We start from the raw sequence: 18,556 nt of genomic DNA on the forward strand, positions 1-18,556 counted from the left end.
GACGATGACCGCCGCCTTTGTCTTTATCGGTTTCGGAGAAGCGGGCGCCGCCTTTGCCGGCGCTGCGCCCGCGCGCGGCTATGACCTTGCGACCGACGATCCCGCGAGGCGCGGCGCCAAGCTCGACGATTTCGCCCGCGCCGGGGTGGCTGCATGCGACACAGCGGCCGAAGCGCTCGCCGGCGCGTGTGCGATATTGTCGCTCGTCACCGCCGATCAGGCGCTAATCGCGGCGCAGTCCGCTGCGCCGCTGCTCGATCGCGGTGCCTTGTGGTTCGACATGAACAGCGTTGCGCCCGATACCAAGCGCGCCGCCGCCGCCGCCATCGAAGCTGTCGGTGCGCGCTATGTCGATGTCGCGATCATGGCGCCGGTCCACCCGGCGCGTCGGAACGTTCCCTTGCTCGTCGGCGGCCCGCATGCCGAAGCGGGCGCCACGCTTTTGGCCGAAATAGGCTTCACCCATACCACCGTCATTGCCGGACCGGTGGGCGCGGCATCGTCGATCAAGATGATCCGCTCGGTCATGGTCAAGGGGCTGGAGGCACTGACCGCCGAATGTTTCCTCGCCGCGCACGCCGCAGGCATAACCGAACAGCTTCTGGCGTCGCTCGATGCCGGTGGGACCGGAGGGCGGTGGGCCGACCGGGCTGACTATAATTTCGAACGGATGATGGTCCACGGCCTGCGCCGCGCCGCCGAAATGGAAGAAGTGGTCAAGACCCTCGACGCGCTCGGTACGGGCTCGGCGATGACGCGCGGCACGGTCGAGCGCCAGCGCGCGATCGGTGAGCTGGGGTTGGCCGCCCCCGAGGGATTGGCGGCCAAGCTCGACATGCTCGAAACATTCGGAAAGGGGGAAGCCGCGTGACGCTGATCATCGATTGCCACGGCCACTATACGACCGCGCCGCCCGCGCACAACGACTGGCGCGATGCGCAAAAGGCGGCGTTCAAGGCAGGAGAGGCGGTCCCGGCCTATCCTGCGATCGGCGACGATGAAATCCGCGAGACGCTGGAGGCGAACCAGCTTCGGCTGCTGCGCGAGCGCGGCGCCGATATGACGATTTTCTCGCCGCGCGCCTCGGCAATGGCGCCGCATGTCGGCGACGAAAGCGTGTCCAGGGCGTGGGCGCGGGCGAATAATGACCTGATCGCGCGCTGCGCCGCGCTCTATCCCGATATCTTCGCGCCAGTGTGCATGCTGCCGCAATCGCCCGGTGCCGACATGCAGGGTTCGATCGCGGAGTTGGAGCGCTGTGTCGATATGGGCTTCATCGGTTGCAACCTGAACCCCGATCCGGGCGGCGGCCATTTCACCGCGCCGCCGCTGACCGACCGTTTCTGGTATCCTTTCTACGAGAAAATGGTCGAGCTCGACGTCCCGGCGATGATCCATGTCTCGGGCAGCTGCAATCCGGGACTGCACGCGACCGGCGCTTATTATATCGCCGCCGACACGATCGCCTTCATGCAGTTGATCGAGGGTAATTTGTTCGCTGATTTCCCGAGCCTGCGCTTCATCATTCCGCATGGCGGCGGCGCGGTGCCCTATCATTGGGGTCGCTATCGCGGGCTCGCCGACATGCTGAAGCAGCCGGACCTTGACGGCCATGTGATGAACAATGTCTGGTTCGACACCTGCGTCTATCATCAGCCGGGCATCAACCTGCTGACCGAAGTCATCGACACCCGGAACATATTGTTCGGCAGCGAGATGGTCGGCGCGGTGCGCGGGATCGACCCCCAGACCGGCTTCCACTTCGACGACACCAAACGCTATGTCGACGCGTTGCCGATCAGCGACGCACAGCGCCACGCGATCTTCGAGGGCAATGCCCGGCGCGTCTTCCCGCGGCTCGACGCCCAGTTGAAAGCGCGTGGGCTGTGAGCGGCCCGCTGGATATCCACGACTATCTCGCGGCGTTCGACGACATCCCCGGCACGCGCGTCTTCACCGCAAAGCGCGCGCGGCAGGGCTATCATCTCAACCAGTTCGCGATGAGCCTGATCAAGGTCAAAAATCGTGAACGCTGGAAGGCGGGCGAACGCGCCTATCTCGACGAATGGCCGATGAGCGAGGAACAGAAGCAAGCGGTGCTCGCGCGCGACTACAACCGGCTGCTCGATCTGGGTGGCAATATCTATTTCATGGCCAAGGTCTTTTCGACCGACGGGCAAAGCTTTCTTCAGGCGGTGTCGACGATGTCAGGCATGAGCCTTGAGGATTATTCGGCGATGATGATCGCCGGGGGGCGCTCGCCCGAGGGGCAGCGCTCGATCAAGGACAAACGATAATGGCCCGCATCACCGCAGGCGTGGCGTCGAGTCATATTCCGGCGCTGGGCGTCGCGTCGGACCTCGGCAAGACCGCCGAGCCCTATTGGGCGCCCGCCTTCGCCGGCTATGAATGGACAAAGCGGTGGGAGGCGGAGCAGAAGCCCGACGTCGTGATCCTCGTTTACAACGACCATGCCACAGCGTTCGACATGAAGATCATCCCGACCTTCGCGATCGGTTGTGCCGAGGCATATCAGCCCGCCGACGAGGGGTGGGGGCCGCGCCCGGTGCCGGTGGTCAAGGGGCATCCCGACCTTGCCTGGCACATCGCGCAAAGCTGTATCCTCGACGAATTCGACCTGACGATCATCAACGAGATGGAGGTCGATCACGGCCTGACCGTGCCGCTGACGATGATGTTCGGAAAGCCGGCCGAATGGCCGTGCCGCGTGATCCCGATCGCGGTCAATGTCGTCACCTATCCGCCGCCCTCGGGCAATCGCTGCTGGGCGCTCGGCGAAGCGATCGCCAAGGCGGTGGCGAGCTTCCCCGAGGATCTCAACGTGCAGGTTTGGGGCACTGGCGGGATGAGCCATCAATTGCAGGGCGAGCGCGCGGGGTTGATCAACCGCGAATGGGACAATCGCTTCCTCGACCGTCTCGAAGGCCGCACGCAGGCGCTGCGCCACATTCCCCACATCGAATATCTTCGCGAGACGGGATCGGAGGGGATTGAGATGGTGATGTGGCTTGTCATGCGCGGCGCGCTGGGGGCGACGACCCGTGCGCTGCACCGTCATTATCATGTGCCCGCGAGCAATACAGCCGTCGGGCATATCGTCCTTGAACCCGTTGGAGAATGAATGTGAAAATTGCTCTCGCCGGCGCCGGCGCCTTTGGTGAAAAGCATCTCGACGCGCTGCAGCGGATCGACGGGGTCGAGGTCGTCTCGGTCGTCGGACGGCGGCTGGAGCCGACGCAGGCGGTCGCGGCGAAATATGGCATCGGCCACGCCTGCACTGACCTGGCCGAAGCGCTGGAACAGCCCGGTCTCGACGCGGTGATCCTTGCGACCCCGACCCAGATGCACGCCAGCCAGACGATCCAGTGCCTGGAGGCCGGAAAGCATGTGCAGGTCGAAATTCCGCTGTGCGACAATCTCGCCGAGGGCGAGGCCGTACTCGCCAAGGCGCATGAAACCGGGCTGGTCGCGATGGTGGGCCACACGCGGCGCTTCAATCCCAGCCACCAATATCTGCACGGCAAGATCGCCGCGGGCGAGCTCAACATCCAGCAGATGGACGTTCAGACCTATTTCTTCCGCCGCAAAAATATGAACGCCAAGGGCGAGGCGCGGTCATGGACCGATCATCTGCTCTGGCACCATGCCGCGCACACCGTCGACCTGTTCGCTTATCAGGCAGGGCCGATCGTCGCGGCGAATGCGATTCAGGGACCGATCCATCCCGAACTCGGCATCGCGATGGATATGTCGATCCAGCTCAAGGCGACAAGCGGCGCGATCTGCACCCTGTCGCTCAGCTTCAACAACGACGGTCCGCTCGGCACCTTCTTCCGCTATATTTGCGATAGTGGCACCTGGATCGCGCGTTACGACGATCTGGTGACGGGCCGTGAAGAGCCGGTCGATCTGGCGGGCGTCGCGGTGTCGTCCAACGGCATCGAATTGCAGGACCGCGAGTTTGTCGCGGCAATCCGCGAGGGCCGCGAGCCCAATGCCAGTGTCGCACAGGTGATGCCATGCTACCGTGTGCTCGACGCGCTGCAAACGCAGCTTCAAAACACATCTTTATTGCATTGAATTACCGGGTGAAGTTTTGCGGATTGGCCGGTCCGGCACCGCGCGCGCCGATGCGATGTAACGCGCGGTGCCGATCAGGGCGGCTTGCCCCGGTCAGTCGTCGTGCCGGAAACCGATCGGATAGAGCGGATTGGCACTGTCGTGCGGGACATCGCTGGCCTGTGCACGCACCGCGTCCATCGACGAGGGGAGTTCGAACGGCAGGCGCCCTTCGGCCTTGGCCTTGCCCGTCAGAACATCGAACAAGGCGGTGTCGCTAACGCCGAAATTGCCGATCAGCGCACTGGCGTGTTCGCGGATATTGGTGAGGATCGCAGGGCGATCGAGATAGACGGTGACGATTGTCGGCACTAACCGGCTGGCGCGCAAAATCACCTCATAATCGGGGTTGCCGGGTTTGAAATCGAGGTCGCCTTCGTGAAACAACGTCCCGAAAAAATGATCGGGGTGCAGCAATTGATGCGGCGTCGTGGCGCGGATGACCGCGAGGTCGGCTTTGGCTGGATCGTCGACCACTTCAAAGCCCTGACTGCGGGCAACGTCGGCGGATACTCCGTACAGGAACAGCTTTTGCCCGGCGGGGCGCAGCGGCAACAGATTTTTGCGGTTTTCGAGCATGACCAGCGCACGGCGCTGGGCGTCAAATGCTGCAGAGCGAAACTCGGTGTTGTTGACCACCGTTTCGGCATGATCAGGATCGGCAAAGGGGTTTTCGAACAGGCCCATTTCAAATTTCTGGAGCATTCCGCGCATCGTCGCATCATCGACGCGGGCCTGTGTGATCAGGCCCGCCTTCACCGCCGCGACGATCTGCGCACCTTCTTCGCTGCCGCCAATCTGGTCGTTGCCCGCGTTGATCGCGCGCGCGAAGCGCTCGACCCGGGGCAGGTTTTCGACACCCCAGGGCATGCCGATCACCGGCGGTTTTCCGGGGCCGCTGCCGTTGATGCACGCGGCCGGGCAGTCGCTGGTGATCCCCCAGTCGGATACGATCAGCCCGTTAAAGCGATATGTCCCGCGCAGAAGATCCTGAAGCAGCCAGGTATTGAAGCCGGCGCCGACCTGCTCGACCGCGCGTCCGTCGACCTTCAGATTTTCGAGAATCGAATAAGTCGGCATCACCGACGCTGCCCCGGCACGAAATGCGCCTTCGAAGGGCTTGAGGTGATCGGCGAAGCGGCCGCCGGGGAAGGTGGCGAAGCGGCCATAGTGGAGGTGGCTGTCCCAGCCGTCCTTGGCGGCGCCATAGCCCGCCCAATGCTTGACCACGGCTGCGACGCTGTCCCTGTTCAGGCCGCCGGTTCCGTTCTGAAACCCGGCGACATAGGCCTCGACCTGGCGGCCGACGCGTTCGGGATCCTCGCCAAAGGTGCCGGTGACCCGTGCCCAGCGCGGTTCGGTGGCGAGATCGGCCTGCGGTGACAAGGCGACGCGAATGCCCACTGCGGCATATTCCTGACGCGCGATGTCGGCGAAGCGCCGCGTGGTCGCAGGATCGTCGAGTGCGCCAAGGCCCAGCGTTTCGGGCCATTGCGAAAAGCTGCCCGCGGCGGAGGCCGCACCGGTCAAGGTCTGGAAATGATTGCGCGGATCGGTGCTGATCGACAGCGGAATGCCCAGCCTTGTGCTTTCGGCGACCGCCTGAAGCGCATTATTCTGTTCGGCAAAATCGCGCGGCGCGGCGGCCAGCCGGGTGATGAAATTATTGATATGCTGGTCGCGAATGAAGGCCGACGCCGCCGGCAGGGTATAGCGATCGCCGGTGCCGACCACGCCGTTGGCGGGCAGGGTGCCGTGCATCATGGCCCCGGCTTTTTCTTCCAGCGTCATCCGCCCGACCAGGTCGCGCGCGCGAACCTCGGCGGGCAGGCGCCAATCCTCATAGGGATCGAGCGTGCCGTTGCGGTTGAGATCGCGAAACCGCAGACCGGCTTCGGTTAACACGGGGGCGGTGCGGGTGCCGAGCGCGGGTTGTGCGGGCGCCAATGTCGGCGCGGGGGATTGCGCCCCGGCATGACCCATTATCAGCCATGATGCCGCGGCACCAAGCAGTGCTGTTCTGACCGCATATCGCTTCGTGCTTCCATTGTAACTACGCATCGCCTTGCCTCTTTCGCTATGCCGGATCTTCATATGGAAAAGCCGGGCTTTTCTTCCAGTTCGTCGCTGTCGGTCGGCTCCATGCGCCCCGTTCCTTGAGGCTCATCTGCATCGTGACCGATCCATCACGCGTTGACGGCGCGGCCCGTCGACCCGCGCACAACCATCTCGAACGCGATCGGGACTTCATGGATTTGCCCGCTTTTTCCCGGCTCGATGAGAAGACGCGCGCTTTCCGCTGCCATCAACGCAATCGGTTGGCGGATGGTGGTGAGGGGCGGCCAGACCTGCTCGGCAATCGCACTATCGTCATAGCCGACCACCGAAATATCGCGGGGCACTTGCAACTCCAGCTTGCCCGCAGCCGCCAGTACGCCGGCCGCCATGTCGTCGTTGCTCGCAAAGATGGCGGTTGGCCGGTCGGGGGCGGCAAGCAGGCTGTGTCCGGCCTCCATGCCCGAACGGAACGAAAAATCGCCCGGGGCAAGCCGGACCTGCTGCGGGTCGCCGCCCAGCGCGCTGATCGATTCCAGAAAACCTTCGAGACGCGGCGCGGAGCAGCCATGGCTTTGCGGGCCCGTCACGACGGCAAAGCTGCGGTGGCCGAGTGACCAGAGGTGCCGCGCGATTTCTACAGCTGCGGCGCGATCATCGATGGTCACCGAACTCGAACGCCCGTGGAAACTGACCGGTGCAAGACGGACATAATGGAGTCCCTTGGCCTCGAGTGCATCCAGAACGACAGGATTGTCGGTCAGGGGCGGGGACAGGATGACCCCGTCCAGCCGCGAGTTCGCCAGCATATCCCGCATTTGGCCGGCAAGGTCTGTTGCTGACGAATCCACTTCCTCGACGACCAGGTGAAATCCGGCTTCGCGGCATGCGGCCATCGCGCCGCGTTGCAGGGCGACGATATAGCTCGGGCTGGGGTTGTCGAAAAAGGCGCCGATCACAAAGGATCTGGTGCTGGCCAGCGAGCGCGCTGCCGAATTGGGAACAAAATCCAGCGCGGCGATCGCCGCTTCGATTCTTGCGCGCATTGCGGGCCGGACATGGGGTTCGCCATTGATCACGCGGGATACGGTTTTGATCGATGCTCCCGCACGATCGGCCACATCCATTATTGTTGTTCGCCCCATCAAAATCCCCTCGTCGCGCGGGCTGGATGCTGTGCATCCTTTCTCTCGGCATCGGTTGCGATGTCCTGGAGCCCTTTGCGGCCTTCTAATGACAGCGCTGTCTAATGCAAGGCCGACGAAGATGGAGGAGGGGAGTGGGGCCGCTTGCACTTGTCGAGATCACCATGTTGCTGCGTGAAAAGGCGCGGAAATCCGGCACCGGAACCGCATCTGCTCAACGGATTATTTGGCGTTTGAGGCTTTGCGGCGATCGCGGATGGATTCGCCTTGCCTCGCCTAGCTGCTGGCTCGAATGACGAGATGGGTTGGCAGATATGCCGGGTCACCCGTCTGGTCGCCCTGTTCGGATATGATCTGAATCGCCTTCATGGCGATGTCCGCGATCGGTTGATGAATGGTCGTCAGCTGGGGCCATGCGAGTTGGGCGACATAGCTGTCATCAAAGCCGACGATGGAAATATCGTCAGGGATGGATAGCCCGAGGTCGCGCGCGCCGGCCATCGCCCCGATCGCCGCTTCGTCGTTGAATGCGAACAACGCGTCGGGGCGCTCGGCGGGGTTCGCCAGCAGCGCCAAGGCGGCGTCGCGCCCGACCTCCGCCAGCGGTCCCGACCAATCGGGCTGGAGGCGCTGGATGGCGTCAATGCTGCCCCCCAGGCTTTCCACCGTGTCGACAAATGCCGATTCGCGAATCGCGGCGGAGGCGTGATCGTCTGGCCCCGCGATCAGTGCGAAGCGCCGGCGCCCGCGATCCCACAAATGGCGAACAAGCTGCTCTACTCCCGAGCGGTCGTCCGCGAACAGTGCGGTCGAACGCCCGGGCTGTTTTGCGGGGGAAATGCGAACATAGCGGACGCCATCCCGGTCGAGTGCGTCGAGCAAGGCCTCGTCGTCGCACACCGGCGGTGCCAGAAGCAGGGCGTCGCAGCGCGCGCCGCGCAGGCCGTTTGTATAGGAATCAATCACGGTCGGGGCGCTGATGTCCACTTCCTCGACCACCAGATGATAGCCGTGCTGGCGGCAGGCGTTGACCGCGCCGCGCAGAATCTCGCCTTGATAGAAGGACGCAATATTCGGCAGGAAGGCGCCAATCAAATAGGATCGCGATGCGGCCAGCGCGCGCGCAGCCTGATTGACCTGATAACCCGTTTCGCGAATGGCGGCCTCGACCCGCTGCCGCATTGCCGGGCTGACATTCGGATCCCGATTGACCACCCGCGACACGGTTTTGGAAGAGGCGCCAGCCAGCATCGCCACATCGGCGAGGGTAACCGGACGTTTTTGCGAAGCGGGGTTCGACTTTTCCATCCATCGAAGTTTAGGCCAGAAACGGGCGCTTCGTCCAGTCAATGACAGCGCTGCCATTTTTCGTTTGGCAGCGCTGTCATATTTGGATAGGCTCCGATTCGACAAAAAAGAAAATAGGGAGAGGGCCATTGAGGTCGTTGCTTTGTTGTGCGGCATTGCTTGCCGCGCATTCCGCCGGAGCGCACGCCAGCGAAACCGCGCCTTCCGATTTGGGCAGCGCGGCCGATCGCAAAGCCGCCGCCACCGAGGCGGCCTTGGCCGGTGACGAACGGGTGCGCCTGCTCAGCGGGATTATGGCCTTTCCGATGGAAGGCACCACGGTGCCCGAAGGCGTTCCGTTCGGGGCGGGCTATATTGCGGGGATCGAACGGCTCGGGGTGCCCGCGCTGACCGAAACCGATGCCAGCCTCGGCATCTCCTATATCGGCGGTATGCGGCGCGATGGCGCAACCGCGCTGCCGTCGGGGCTCGCCATGGGCTCGACCTGGAGCCCGGACCTGATGCGCGAAGGTGGCGCGCTGATCGCCGGCGAGGCGCATGCCAAGGGCTTTAATGTCCTGCTTGCGGGCGGGATCAATCTGGTTCGCGACCCGCGCGGGGGCCGGGCCTTTGAATATCTGGGCGAGGATCCGCTCCATTCGGGCTTGCTCGGCGGCGCGGCGGTGGCGGGGATCCAGTCGCGCCACGTCATCTCGACGATCAAGCATTTCTCGCTCAACCCGACCGAGACGGGACGGCAATTTCACAACGCGATCATCGGTGACGGTGCGCATCGGATGAGCGATCTGCTTGCCTTTGAAATCGCGATCGAACAGGGCCAGCCGGGCTCGATCATGTGCGCCTATAACCGCGTGAATGGGGCACAGGCGTGCGGCAACGACACGCTGCTCAACGGCGTATTGAAGCGCGATTGGGGCTATAAGGGCTGGGTGATGTCCGACTGGGGCGCGGTTCGGAGCACCGGTTTCGCGCTGAACGGTCTCGACCAGCAATCGGGCTGGCAACTCGACGGCGCGCAGCATTTCGGCAAGCCGCTGATCGAAGCCGCCGCCGGGAACAAGCGCTACCGTGATCAGATTGCCGACATGAACCGGCGCGTCCTGCGGTCGATCTATGCCGTGGGCGTCGACACCAATCCGCCGAAGCGCGCGCCGATCGACTTCGCCGCCGGCGGTGCCGTCGCGCAGCGGATCGCCGAAAAGGGGATGGTGCTGCTCCAGAACCGCGGCGACATCCTCCCGCTCGCTGCGTCTGCCAACCGGATTCTCGTGGTCGGCGGCTATGCCGACGCCGGGGTTCTTTCGGGCGGCGGGTCGTCGCAGGCGCAGGGTGAGGGCGGACCGGTGGTTTCGCTTCCGGTCGTGGCGGAGGGCATGTTTGCGCCGATCATGGCGCAGAATTTCCATCGCTCCTCGCCGGTTAAGGCCATTCGCGCGCGGGCGCCGAAGGCCGAGGTCATCTATCGCGACGGTCGCTATCCGGCCGATGCGGCGACTGCGGCCAAAAATGCCGATCTCGTCATCGTCTTCGTGACCCAGTGGATGACCGAGGGGCTCGACGTACCCGACCTGTCGCTGCCGAACGGGCAGGACAATGTCATCGCGGCGGTGGCAAAGGCGAACCCCAATGTCGTCGTCGTGCTGGAAACCGGCGGCCCCGTGGCGATGCCGTGGCGCGACAATGTCGGGGCGATCCTCGAGGCCTGGTATCCCGGCGCGCGCGGCGGCGAAGCGATTGCGGCGGTCCTGTTCGGCGACGTCAATCCGTCGGGCCGTCTGCCCGTGACTTTCCCTGCCTCGATCGCACAATTGCCGCGCCCGGCTCTTCCCGGCGTGGAAACGGTCGAACCCGATTTTGCGGGTCATGGCAAGCCGGGCCAGACGCTCGACATCGACTATAATATCGAAGGCGCCGACGTCGGTTATCGCTGGTTCGCGCGCAAGGGTGAAAAGCCGCTTTATCCCTTCGGATATGGCCTCAGTTACACCAGCTTCGAACGGTCGGGCCTTGCGGTGACGGGCGGCACCGCGCCGAAGGCGTCCTTCACGCTGCGTAACAGCGGCGCCCGCGACGGCGCCGATGTCGGGCAAGTCTATCTGGTCGAAACGCCGCAAGGGAAAACGCGGCGTCTTGTGGCCTTTTCCCGCGTCGACCTGAAACCCGGCGAGGCGCGCAGCGTCGAAGTGCCGATCGACCCGCGCCTGCTCGCCGAATGGACGCCGGAAGGCTGGAAAGTTTCCGGCGGCTCCTATCGCTTTGCGCTCGGCGCGTCGTCGGACGAGCTTTTGGAAGAGGTGGGCGTCCAGCTCACCCAAAGGATCTGGAATTACGTGAAATAGTCAATCAAATCAGGGGGACGGAGATGAGAAGGATTTTGACTTCGGCGACGGCATTGGCGGCGGTGCTGGTGCTTGCGACACAGGCTCAAGCGCAGGATGCGGCGACCGACGGGACCACCGATGGCGGCGGTTTCGGCGAGATCATCGTGACGGCGCAAAAGCGGGCCGAAAATCTTCAGAAGGTTCCGATTTCGGCAACCGTCGTCAACGCCGATCAGTTGGCGGCGCGCCAGATTTTCGATCCGTCGCAGTTGCAACTCGTCGCACCGAGCCTTCAGATCAAAAGCTTCAACGCTGCGCTTGGCGCATCGAACTTTTCGATCCGCGGCGTCGGCACGCTGAGCTTCGCCAACTCGATCGAATCGAGCGTGACCTCGGTCATCGACGGCGTCGTGATGGGCAGCCCGTCATTTGGATTCATGAACTATCTCGACGTGGCGCAGATCGAAGTCCTCAACGGGCCGCAAGGCATGTTGTTCGGGAAGAATGCATCGGCCGGCCTCGTCAACATCACGACGACGCGCCCCGTGCTCGGCAAATTCGAAGGCCAGCTGATGGGCGAAATCGCCCAGATGGAGGTGCCCGAAGAAGGGTTGCTCTATCGCCTGCAGGGGATCGTCAACGTTCCGGTCGGCGAGACTGTGGCGCTGCGCGTCAGTGCCTCGCAAACCCACACCGACCCGATTATCAAAAATCTGATCATCGTCCCGGGCAGTCAATATGGTCAGGATCAGACCAGCCTTCGCGCCAAATTGCTCTGGGAGCCGACATCGGCCCTCAGCATCATGATCGCGGGGGACTATGCCCATTCGTCGGGTGTCGGATCGGGCGGCAGCGCCGATCGTATCGTCCGGCCGACCAGCCCGTTCGCGCTGGAAAATACGCAGCTCGGCATCGTCGCCAACCCGGACAATCTCTATTCCAGCTATGGCGGCCCGACGGTGGCGAGTTTTGACGTCGGCGGCGTACAGGCGAACATCGACTATGAATTTTCGGACGGTCACACGCTGGCCAGCATTACGGCGTGGCGCAAGTTCAAGGCGGACAATCTCTTCGACACCGACAAGCACCGGATCAATCTGGCCGATACGAACCACCAGCTGAGCGACGCCAGCCAGTTCACCCAGGAGTTGCGTCTCGCTTCACCGCTCGGCCAATTCTTCGAATATCAGCTTGGACTCTATTATTACAGTTCGGACAGCGACACGGTCGTGTCCGTCGCTGGGGCCGGTTCCCCCCTCTTTCCGCCGCCTCCGCCGCCGCCTGGTTTTGTCGCCCTGGTTGGCGTCAATCAAGCCGGTGCGATGCAGACGAAAAGCTACGCCGGCTTTGGACAAGCGACGCTGAACCTCAGCGATCGTGCTCGCCTGACCTTTGGTGGCCGCTACACTTATGACAAATTGAAACTGCAAGCGGTCGCCGACAAGGTTGGTTATGTGGTCGCGCTTCCCGGCAGCATCCTCGGTTCGCGCAATCAGGAGACCAGCGAGAAGAATTTCTCGTGGCGTATCGGTGGCCAATATGACCTGACCGATGACATCATGGCCTATGCGTCGGTTGCACGCGGATACAAGGGACCGGGCTTCAACGTTTCAATCGACCCCAGGGCGCAGCTGGTCGAGTCCGAAATTCCGACATCCTATGAAGCGGGCGTCAAGTCGATGCTGTTCGACCGGCATTTGATCCTGAACATTTCAGCCTACACCTCGAAATTCAGGAATTTTCAGGCGCAGGCATTCGACGCCGTTACGAACGGCTATATCCTGCTCAATGCGGGTTCGCTGAAATCGCGCGGGTTTGAAGTCGAGGCGTCGGTGCTGCCCGCTGAGGGCTTGAGCTTCAATCTGGGCGTCAGCTATGCCGATGCCTTCTTCTCCGATTTCCAGTTCGACAAATGCTATCCGTTCCAGCCGGTTTGCCGCCCGAACGGCACGACCGATTCCACGGGCAACCGCCTACCCAATGCGCCCAAATGGACGGGCAGCCTGACCGGCCGCTATGAAACGCCGGTCAGCGAAAGTCTGGCGATTTTCCTGCAAGGTGCGGTCTATGCCCGGACCAAGTCGAACTTCAGTTCCAACGAAGATCCCAATACCGTTCTTCCGGGTTATACGCTTTTCGATGGCAGTATTGGTCTGAAGGACTTGCAGGACGGGCTGAAGATGACATTGTTCTGCCGGAACTGCTTCGACAAACGCCAACCGACGTTCATCAATTCAAACTCGCAGGCGCGCGGCGATTATTATCATATGTTCGGGTTGAACTCGTTCCGGACGATCGGGTTGTCGCTCGAAGGCCGGTTCTAGAGTTTGGGGGCGGGGTCGGGGGGCAGGGCATGTCGTACCGCGACGGTCCGGCCTCCCGGTTTCGCAAGGAGGGTGTTTGATGCGGCGTGTGATCAAGGCGATGGCAGGGGCGAGCATGCTGGCGGCGGCGGGCATGGCGCCGGCGGCGGCCCGGGACAAGACCGAAGCCGCGCCGCCCAAACTGGTCATCCTGATTTCGGTCGACCAGTTCTCGGCCGATTTGTTCAACAGCTTTCGTGGCCAATATCAGGCCGGGCTGAAGCAACTGGCGCAAGGGATTGTCTACTCCAATGCCTTTCACGCGCATGGCGTCACCGAAACCTGCGCCGGCCATGCGGTCATCGCCAGCGGGCGTCATCCCAACGCGACCGGGATCATCGCCAACCAATGGTTCGACCAGGCCGGCTCGGTCAATCGCTACTGCACCGACGACGGCGTCCATATCGCGGCGCTTGCCACGCGCAAGCTGGGGGTCGGGCCAGGACTGCTCGAAGTCTCGACGCTCGGTGACTGGCTGAAGGCGGCGGCGCCGTCGAGCCGCGTCTTTTCGGTCGCGGGCAAGGATCGCTCGGCGATCATGATGGGTGGCCATAAACCCGACGGGGCCTTCTGGTTCGATGGCAAAAAGGGTTTCGACAGCTGGGGCACCACGGTCGAGGATGCGACGCGCCGGCTATCGCCGCTTGCCGCTCTCAATACAAGGCTCGCGCGCCAGCTCGCCGCACCGCCGGCCGAATGGACCTATCTCCGCAAGGATTGTCGTCTGCGCGAAGCGAATATTCCGCTCGCTGGCGGCAAGACGCTGCACGCACATCTTCCCCCCGACGCTCCGACTGCGGTCCCGGGCATGCCCGCCGCCGCCTCAGGGCGGGCGCTGGCGCCTTATGCTTATGACAGCATCACGGTCGACGCGGCGCTCAGCCTGATCGACAGTGAAAAGCTCGGGCGCTCGGCATCGACCGACCTTCTGGCTGTCGGCCTGTCGGGAACCGATCTCGTCGGCCACGCCTATGGCACACAGGGGCCCGAGATGTGCGACCAGATGGCGCGCATCGATGAACAGATCGGGCGGCTGATCAAGCGTGTCGAGGCGCTGCGCATCCCGTTCGTGGTTGCGCTGACTGCCGATCATGGCGGCGGCGATATGCCCGAACGTCTGGCGCTGCGTGGTTACACCGATACGGGGCGGCTGGATGGCGGGGCGTTTCTCGCAGAGTTGAACGCCTCGGTTCGCAAGGCAGTCGGCATCGACTGGGATGCCCTGCGTCCCGCCTTTTTCGATCCGACCCAGCTCGGCATCATGGGCCGCGATGGCAAGACACTGGCCGATGCCGCGATGAAGCGCCGGATCGCCGATGCCGCGGTTGCCCGCGCGATCGAACTGCCGGGGATTGCCGGGGCGTGGACCGGCGAAGCTCTGGCGGCCCGCAAGGTCGATCCGCGGACATCGCCCGACCTGCTATCGATCGGCGATCGCATGGCGCTGTCCTTCTATCCCCAGCGCAGCGGCGACATATTGTTGATGACCGATCCGCTCAAAACCCCCGCGCCGCCGATGCCCGGCCTGTTCATGATGGGGCATTCGGGGCCCAGCGATTTCAATCGCCGCGTCCCCGTTTTGCTCTGGCGACCCGGGGCTCAGCCGCAGGAACGCGCACTGCCGATCGAGGTTGTCGATCTGGCGCCGACGCTGGCCGCGCTGATCGGAATCAAGCCGACCGATACGGTCGACGGACAATGTCTCGAAATACCGGAACTATCAATCAACTGCGGGCGGTGACAATCGACGGCCCGATGGTGCGAGAGGAATGGGAAGCATGAAAAAAGCGAACTCCATGGCGATTTTGGCATTGGCGCTCATTGCGGCGCTGCCCGGCGCCGCGAGTGCCCAGACAGTGGCGACGAAGAACGGCTCGCTGAAGGGCGTTACCGAAGGCAAGGTCGTGGCCTACAAGGGCATTCCCTTCGCGCAACCGCCCGTCGGCGACCTTCGCTGGCGTGCGCCCCAGCCGGTTCCGCGCTGGAAGGGCGTGAAGGCCGCCGATCAATATGGCCCCGACTGCATGCAAATCCCGTTCAAGGCCGATGCCGCGCCGCTCGGTGTCAAACCGGCGGAGGATTGCCTCTACGTCAATGTCTGGGCACCCGCGGAGGCTTCGAAAAAGAAGCGCCCGGTCATGGTGTGGATATATGGCGGCGGCTTCGTCAACGGCGGCAGCTCGCCGCCGGTCTATGCGGGGACGAAATTCGCCGAGGATGGCGTGGTGTTCGTCAGCTTCAACTATCGCCTCGGTCGCTTCGGCTTCTTCGGCCACCCCGGGCTGACCCGCGAAGCGGCGGGCGCGCCGCAGGGCAATTATGGGGTACTCGATCAGATCGCCGCGCTGAAATGGGTGCAGGCCAATATCGCGGCCTTCGGCGGCGATCCCGACAATGTCACGATCTTCGGCGAATCCGCCGGCGGGATGTCGGTCCACGCGCTCACGACGACACCGCTCGCCAAGGGCCTGTTCGACAAGGCGGTGGTAATGTCGGGCGGCGGCCGCGACCTCATGGGCCCGCTGCGCACGATGGCCCAGGTCGAAGCGCTCGGTGCGGGCTTTGCCAAATCGAAGGGCGTCGAGGGTGACGATGCCAGGGCGATGGCGGCGCTGCGCGCCTTGCCCGCTGACAGCGTGATGAACGGTCTCAATCTGATGGGGCTGTTTACCACCACCGATTTCACCGCGATGTTCGCCGACGGCCAGATCGTCCGCACGTCGATCGACAAGGCCTATGCGGCGGGTGACGGCGCCAAGGTGCCGATGGTGATCGGCGCAAATGACGCCGACGGCTTCTTCTTTGGCGGAGACCTCGACACGGCTTATCGGCCGGTCGCGGCAGACCGCGCGAATGCCGAGAAAGTCTATGACCCCGCTGGTGACAGGAATGCGAAGCGGATCGGCGTCGCGGTTTCGGCCGACATGATGTTCCTCGAACCTGCGCGACATGTCAGCCGGATCATCGCGGCCAAGGGACAGCCGGTCTATACCTATCGCTACGGCTATGTGCCCGACTATCTGCGCGCCGTCATGCCCGGCGCCTTGCACGCCTCCGAACTGCCGTTTGTTTTCGACACGGTCGATGCGCGGCACGGCGAAAAGACGACCGACAACGACCGTGCGGCGGCGCGGCTGGTCCATGAATATTGGGTCAACTTCGCCAAGAGCGGCGTGCCGTCCTCGGCAAAAGGCGGGGCCTGGCCGCGCTTCGATCCGGCGGCCGACAACATCATGATCTTTGATGCGAATGGTGCGCGGGAAGCAAAGCCCGACCCGATTGCCGCCCGGCTCGATTTCGTCGACGATCTGGTGACGGCGGCCAGGACTCCCGCGCCTGCGGCCCAATAGAACAGGGTGAGGTCAATGACAGGATGGCGGCCGTGGGCCGCGCTGATCGCCGTCGCGGCGCTCGCTCCCGTGGCGACGGCGCAGGATAGCGTCGCGAAGGTCGAAGGCGGCGAACTGCAAGGCGTGGTCGAGGACGGTGTCGCCCGCTTTCTGGGGGTTCCCTATGCGGCGGCGCCGGTGGGTGAGCTGCGATGGGCGGCGCCCCGGCGCCCGCTCGCGTGGACAGGGCGCCGCGATGCGACCACCCAGGCGCCCGGCTGCGTCCAGCTTGTCACCCCCGACGGCTTCGGGCCGTGGACCAGGGAATATGTGACGCCGTCGCCGGTTTCGGAGGATTGCCTTTACGCCAATGTCTGGGCGCCAACCGGGCAGGGCGCGAAACCCCGCCCGATACTGGTCTGGATCCACGGCGGGGCCTTCATGTCGGGATCGAATTCGGTGCCGATCTATGACGGGACCGAGCTGGCCAAACAGGGCGTGATCGTCATTTCGGTCAATTATCGTCTGGGCCTGTTCGGTTTTGCGGGTTTTCGCGAGGCGGCGGGCCAAAAGGGCGGCGGCGCGAATTTTGGATTGCAGGATATCATCGCATCGCTGCGCTGGGTTCAGCGCAATGCGGCGGCGTTCGGGGGCGATCCGCGACAGGTGACGATCGCGGGCCAATCGGCGGGCGCGATGGCGGTGCATATGCTGCTGCTATCGTCCGAATCTGATGGCCTTTTTGCGCGAGCCATTGCGCAGAGCGGGGTGATCGAGACTCCCCTGCCGACGCAGGAAGACGGCTTTCGCCGCGGCGCCGATTTGCAGGCGCGCGCGTCCGTCCGCAGCCTTTCGGACCTCCGGCGACTTCCCGCCGATCAGGTCTTGGCGCTTCTCGCGAAGGGACCATTGGCCGGCACCACGCGCGTCGGTGAGATGTCGTTGCTGGGCCCGGTTGTCGACGGTCATATCCTGGCCGGCCAGCTTCCGGTGCTCGAAGCGTCGGGCAAGCGCAAGGCCGTCCCCGTCATGGTTGGGCTGAACGCCGACGAAGGCGTGCTGAACGGCGATTATTTCAAGGCGACGCCCCAAGCGCTAGCCGCACAGGTCGAGCGAGCCCTTGGAAAGCCGCGCGCCGAAAGCCTGCTGGCTGACGAGGTGCTCGACAGCGACGATGCGGCGACCACCGCGACGCGGAGGCTGACCCGCCTCTATGGCCTCGCGTCGGTGATCGACTGGGCAAAGGCCCATCGCGCTCCGCTCTTCGCTTATTATTTCACGCATAGCGAACCGGGGCCGGCATCAGAGATGTTCGGGGCCTTCCACTCGGCCGAGATTCCCTATGTCTTCAATGCGCTCGGGGCTTCACCATGGCGCAGCTTCGCGGCCCAGGATCGGGCGATCGCGCATAATATGTCTACCTATTGGGCGAATTTCGCGAAGTCCGGCAACCCGAACGGGGCCGGTGTGCCGAACTGGCCGCGTTTCGACCGGGCGCAGCCGGGCGTCATGGAGTTGGGCGGTCAATTTGGCCCCTATCGTCCGCAGGGCGGGAAACTCGAACTTTTGCTCGATGCGATGCCCGAAGGGCCGGGGCGTTCGATATTCGGCATGGGCAGTTTCGCCGCGCCGGAGGACGCCAGCCGAAAATAGTCAGCCAAAGCCCCGCCGCCCGATCGGTGGCGGTGCTTTGACTTGCCTGTCGGTCCTTCCAGTAACAAGCCGGGAGGGATTGCTTTCGCGTCAGCCGAGCGAGAATGGGCTGACGTGTCGCTTTGCCACGGGCGCCGTGGATCGTGCAGATAAGCGGTCGAATGGGGGGCATGGGCGCCTCCTGACGGGATCAATCGAGGCAGACGTTCGTTTCTGTTCACGCAAACCGATCGTCAGCACGG

Annotated in this window: 13 protein-coding genes; 10 read left to right on the forward strand and 3 right to left on the reverse strand. The window is 63.7% G+C overall.

What is annotated here, in order from left to right; all coding sequences use genetic code 11:
- Positions 1-4: 4 nt before the first annotated feature.
- Genes AC1RRJ_RS04750 through AC1RRJ_RS04770 form a run of 5 tightly spaced genes read left to right on the forward strand, consistent with a single transcriptional unit; the run spans position 5 to position 4,101 of the window.
- The gene (locus AC1RRJ_RS04750; protein WP_493120717.1) at positions 5-871 is read left to right on the forward strand and encodes an NAD(P)-dependent oxidoreductase; all 867 of its coding nucleotides are present in this window, start codon (positions 5-7) and stop codon (positions 869-871) included.
- Positions 868-1,890 carry an amidohydrolase family protein gene (locus AC1RRJ_RS04755; protein WP_493120562.1) on the forward strand — a complete coding sequence of 341 codons (1,023 nt, stop codon included), beginning with the start codon at positions 868-870 and terminating at the stop codon, positions 1,888-1,890. The genes AC1RRJ_RS04750 and AC1RRJ_RS04755 overlap by 4 nt, the downstream gene beginning before the upstream one ends.
- A complete protein-coding gene (gene ligA / locus AC1RRJ_RS04760) occupies positions 1,887-2,297 on the forward strand; it encodes a protocatechuate 4,5-dioxygenase subunit alpha (protein ID WP_493120563.1) in 411 nt (136 codons plus the stop codon). The genes AC1RRJ_RS04755 and ligA overlap by 4 nt, the downstream gene beginning before the upstream one ends.
- Entirely contained in the window at positions 2,297-3,142 is an 846-nt protein-coding gene (locus AC1RRJ_RS04765) for a class III extradiol dioxygenase subunit beta (protein ID WP_493120564.1), read from the forward strand. Before ligA ends, AC1RRJ_RS04765 begins: the two co-directional genes overlap by 1 nt.
- A 2-nt stretch (positions 3,143-3,144) precedes the next feature.
- On the forward strand, positions 3,145-4,101 hold the full coding sequence (locus tag AC1RRJ_RS04770) for a Gfo/Idh/MocA family oxidoreductase (protein WP_493120565.1): 957 nt from the start codon (positions 3,145-3,147) through the stop codon (positions 4,099-4,101).
- A gap of 93 nt (positions 4,102-4,194) precedes the next feature.
- Here the strand turns inward: AC1RRJ_RS04770 and AC1RRJ_RS04775 are convergent, their stop codons facing one another.
- The 3 genes from AC1RRJ_RS04775 to AC1RRJ_RS04785 all read right to left on the reverse strand — a co-directional run bounded on the left by AC1RRJ_RS04775 (position 4,195) and on the right by AC1RRJ_RS04785 (position 8,648).
- A complete protein-coding gene (locus tag AC1RRJ_RS04775; RefSeq protein WP_493120566.1) occupies positions 4,195-6,201 on the reverse strand; it encodes a glycoside hydrolase family 3 protein in 2,007 nt (668 codons plus the stop codon).
- Positions 6,202-6,326: 125 nt separating this feature from the next.
- Complete coding sequence (locus tag AC1RRJ_RS04780) at positions 6,327-7,490, reverse strand: LacI family DNA-binding transcriptional regulator (RefSeq protein ID WP_493120567.1); 1,164 nt, start codon at positions 7,488-7,490, stop codon at positions 6,327-6,329.
- A gap of 126 nt (positions 7,491-7,616) precedes the next feature.
- Positions 7,617-8,648, reverse strand: a complete 1,032-nt coding sequence (locus tag AC1RRJ_RS04785) for a LacI family DNA-binding transcriptional regulator (protein ID WP_493120568.1) — start codon at positions 8,646-8,648, stop codon at positions 7,617-7,619.
- A 128-nt stretch (positions 8,649-8,776) separates the two neighbouring features.
- Between AC1RRJ_RS04785 and AC1RRJ_RS04790 the strand changes: the two genes are divergently transcribed.
- The 5 genes from AC1RRJ_RS04790 to AC1RRJ_RS04810 all read left to right on the forward strand — a co-directional run bounded on the left by AC1RRJ_RS04790 (position 8,777) and on the right by AC1RRJ_RS04810 (position 18,314).
- Entirely contained in the window at positions 8,777-10,987 is a 2,211-nt protein-coding gene (locus AC1RRJ_RS04790) for a beta-glucosidase family protein (RefSeq protein ID WP_493120569.1), read from the forward strand.
- Positions 10,988-11,010: 23 nt separating this feature from the next.
- Complete coding sequence (locus AC1RRJ_RS04795) at positions 11,011-13,293, forward strand: TonB-dependent receptor (RefSeq protein ID WP_493120570.1); 2,283 nt, start codon at positions 11,011-11,013, stop codon at positions 13,291-13,293.
- A gap of 79 nt (positions 13,294-13,372) precedes the next feature.
- Positions 13,373-15,073, forward strand: a complete 1,701-nt coding sequence (locus tag AC1RRJ_RS04800) for an alkaline phosphatase family protein (RefSeq protein WP_493120571.1) — start codon at positions 13,373-13,375, stop codon at positions 15,071-15,073.
- 37 nt (positions 15,074-15,110) lie between these two features.
- The gene (locus AC1RRJ_RS04805) at positions 15,111-16,682 is read left to right on the forward strand and encodes a carboxylesterase/lipase family protein (protein ID WP_493120572.1); all 1,572 of its coding nucleotides are present in this window, start codon (positions 15,111-15,113) and stop codon (positions 16,680-16,682) included.
- Positions 16,683-16,697: 15 nt separating this feature from the next.
- Positions 16,698-18,314, forward strand: coding sequence for a carboxylesterase/lipase family protein (locus tag AC1RRJ_RS04810; RefSeq protein ID WP_493120574.1), 1,617 nt, complete (start codon positions 16,698-16,700; stop codon positions 18,312-18,314).
- Positions 18,315-18,556: the final 242 nt, after the last annotated feature.

This window comes from Sphingopyxis sp. GW821-FHT12C06 (assembly GCF_058807415.1).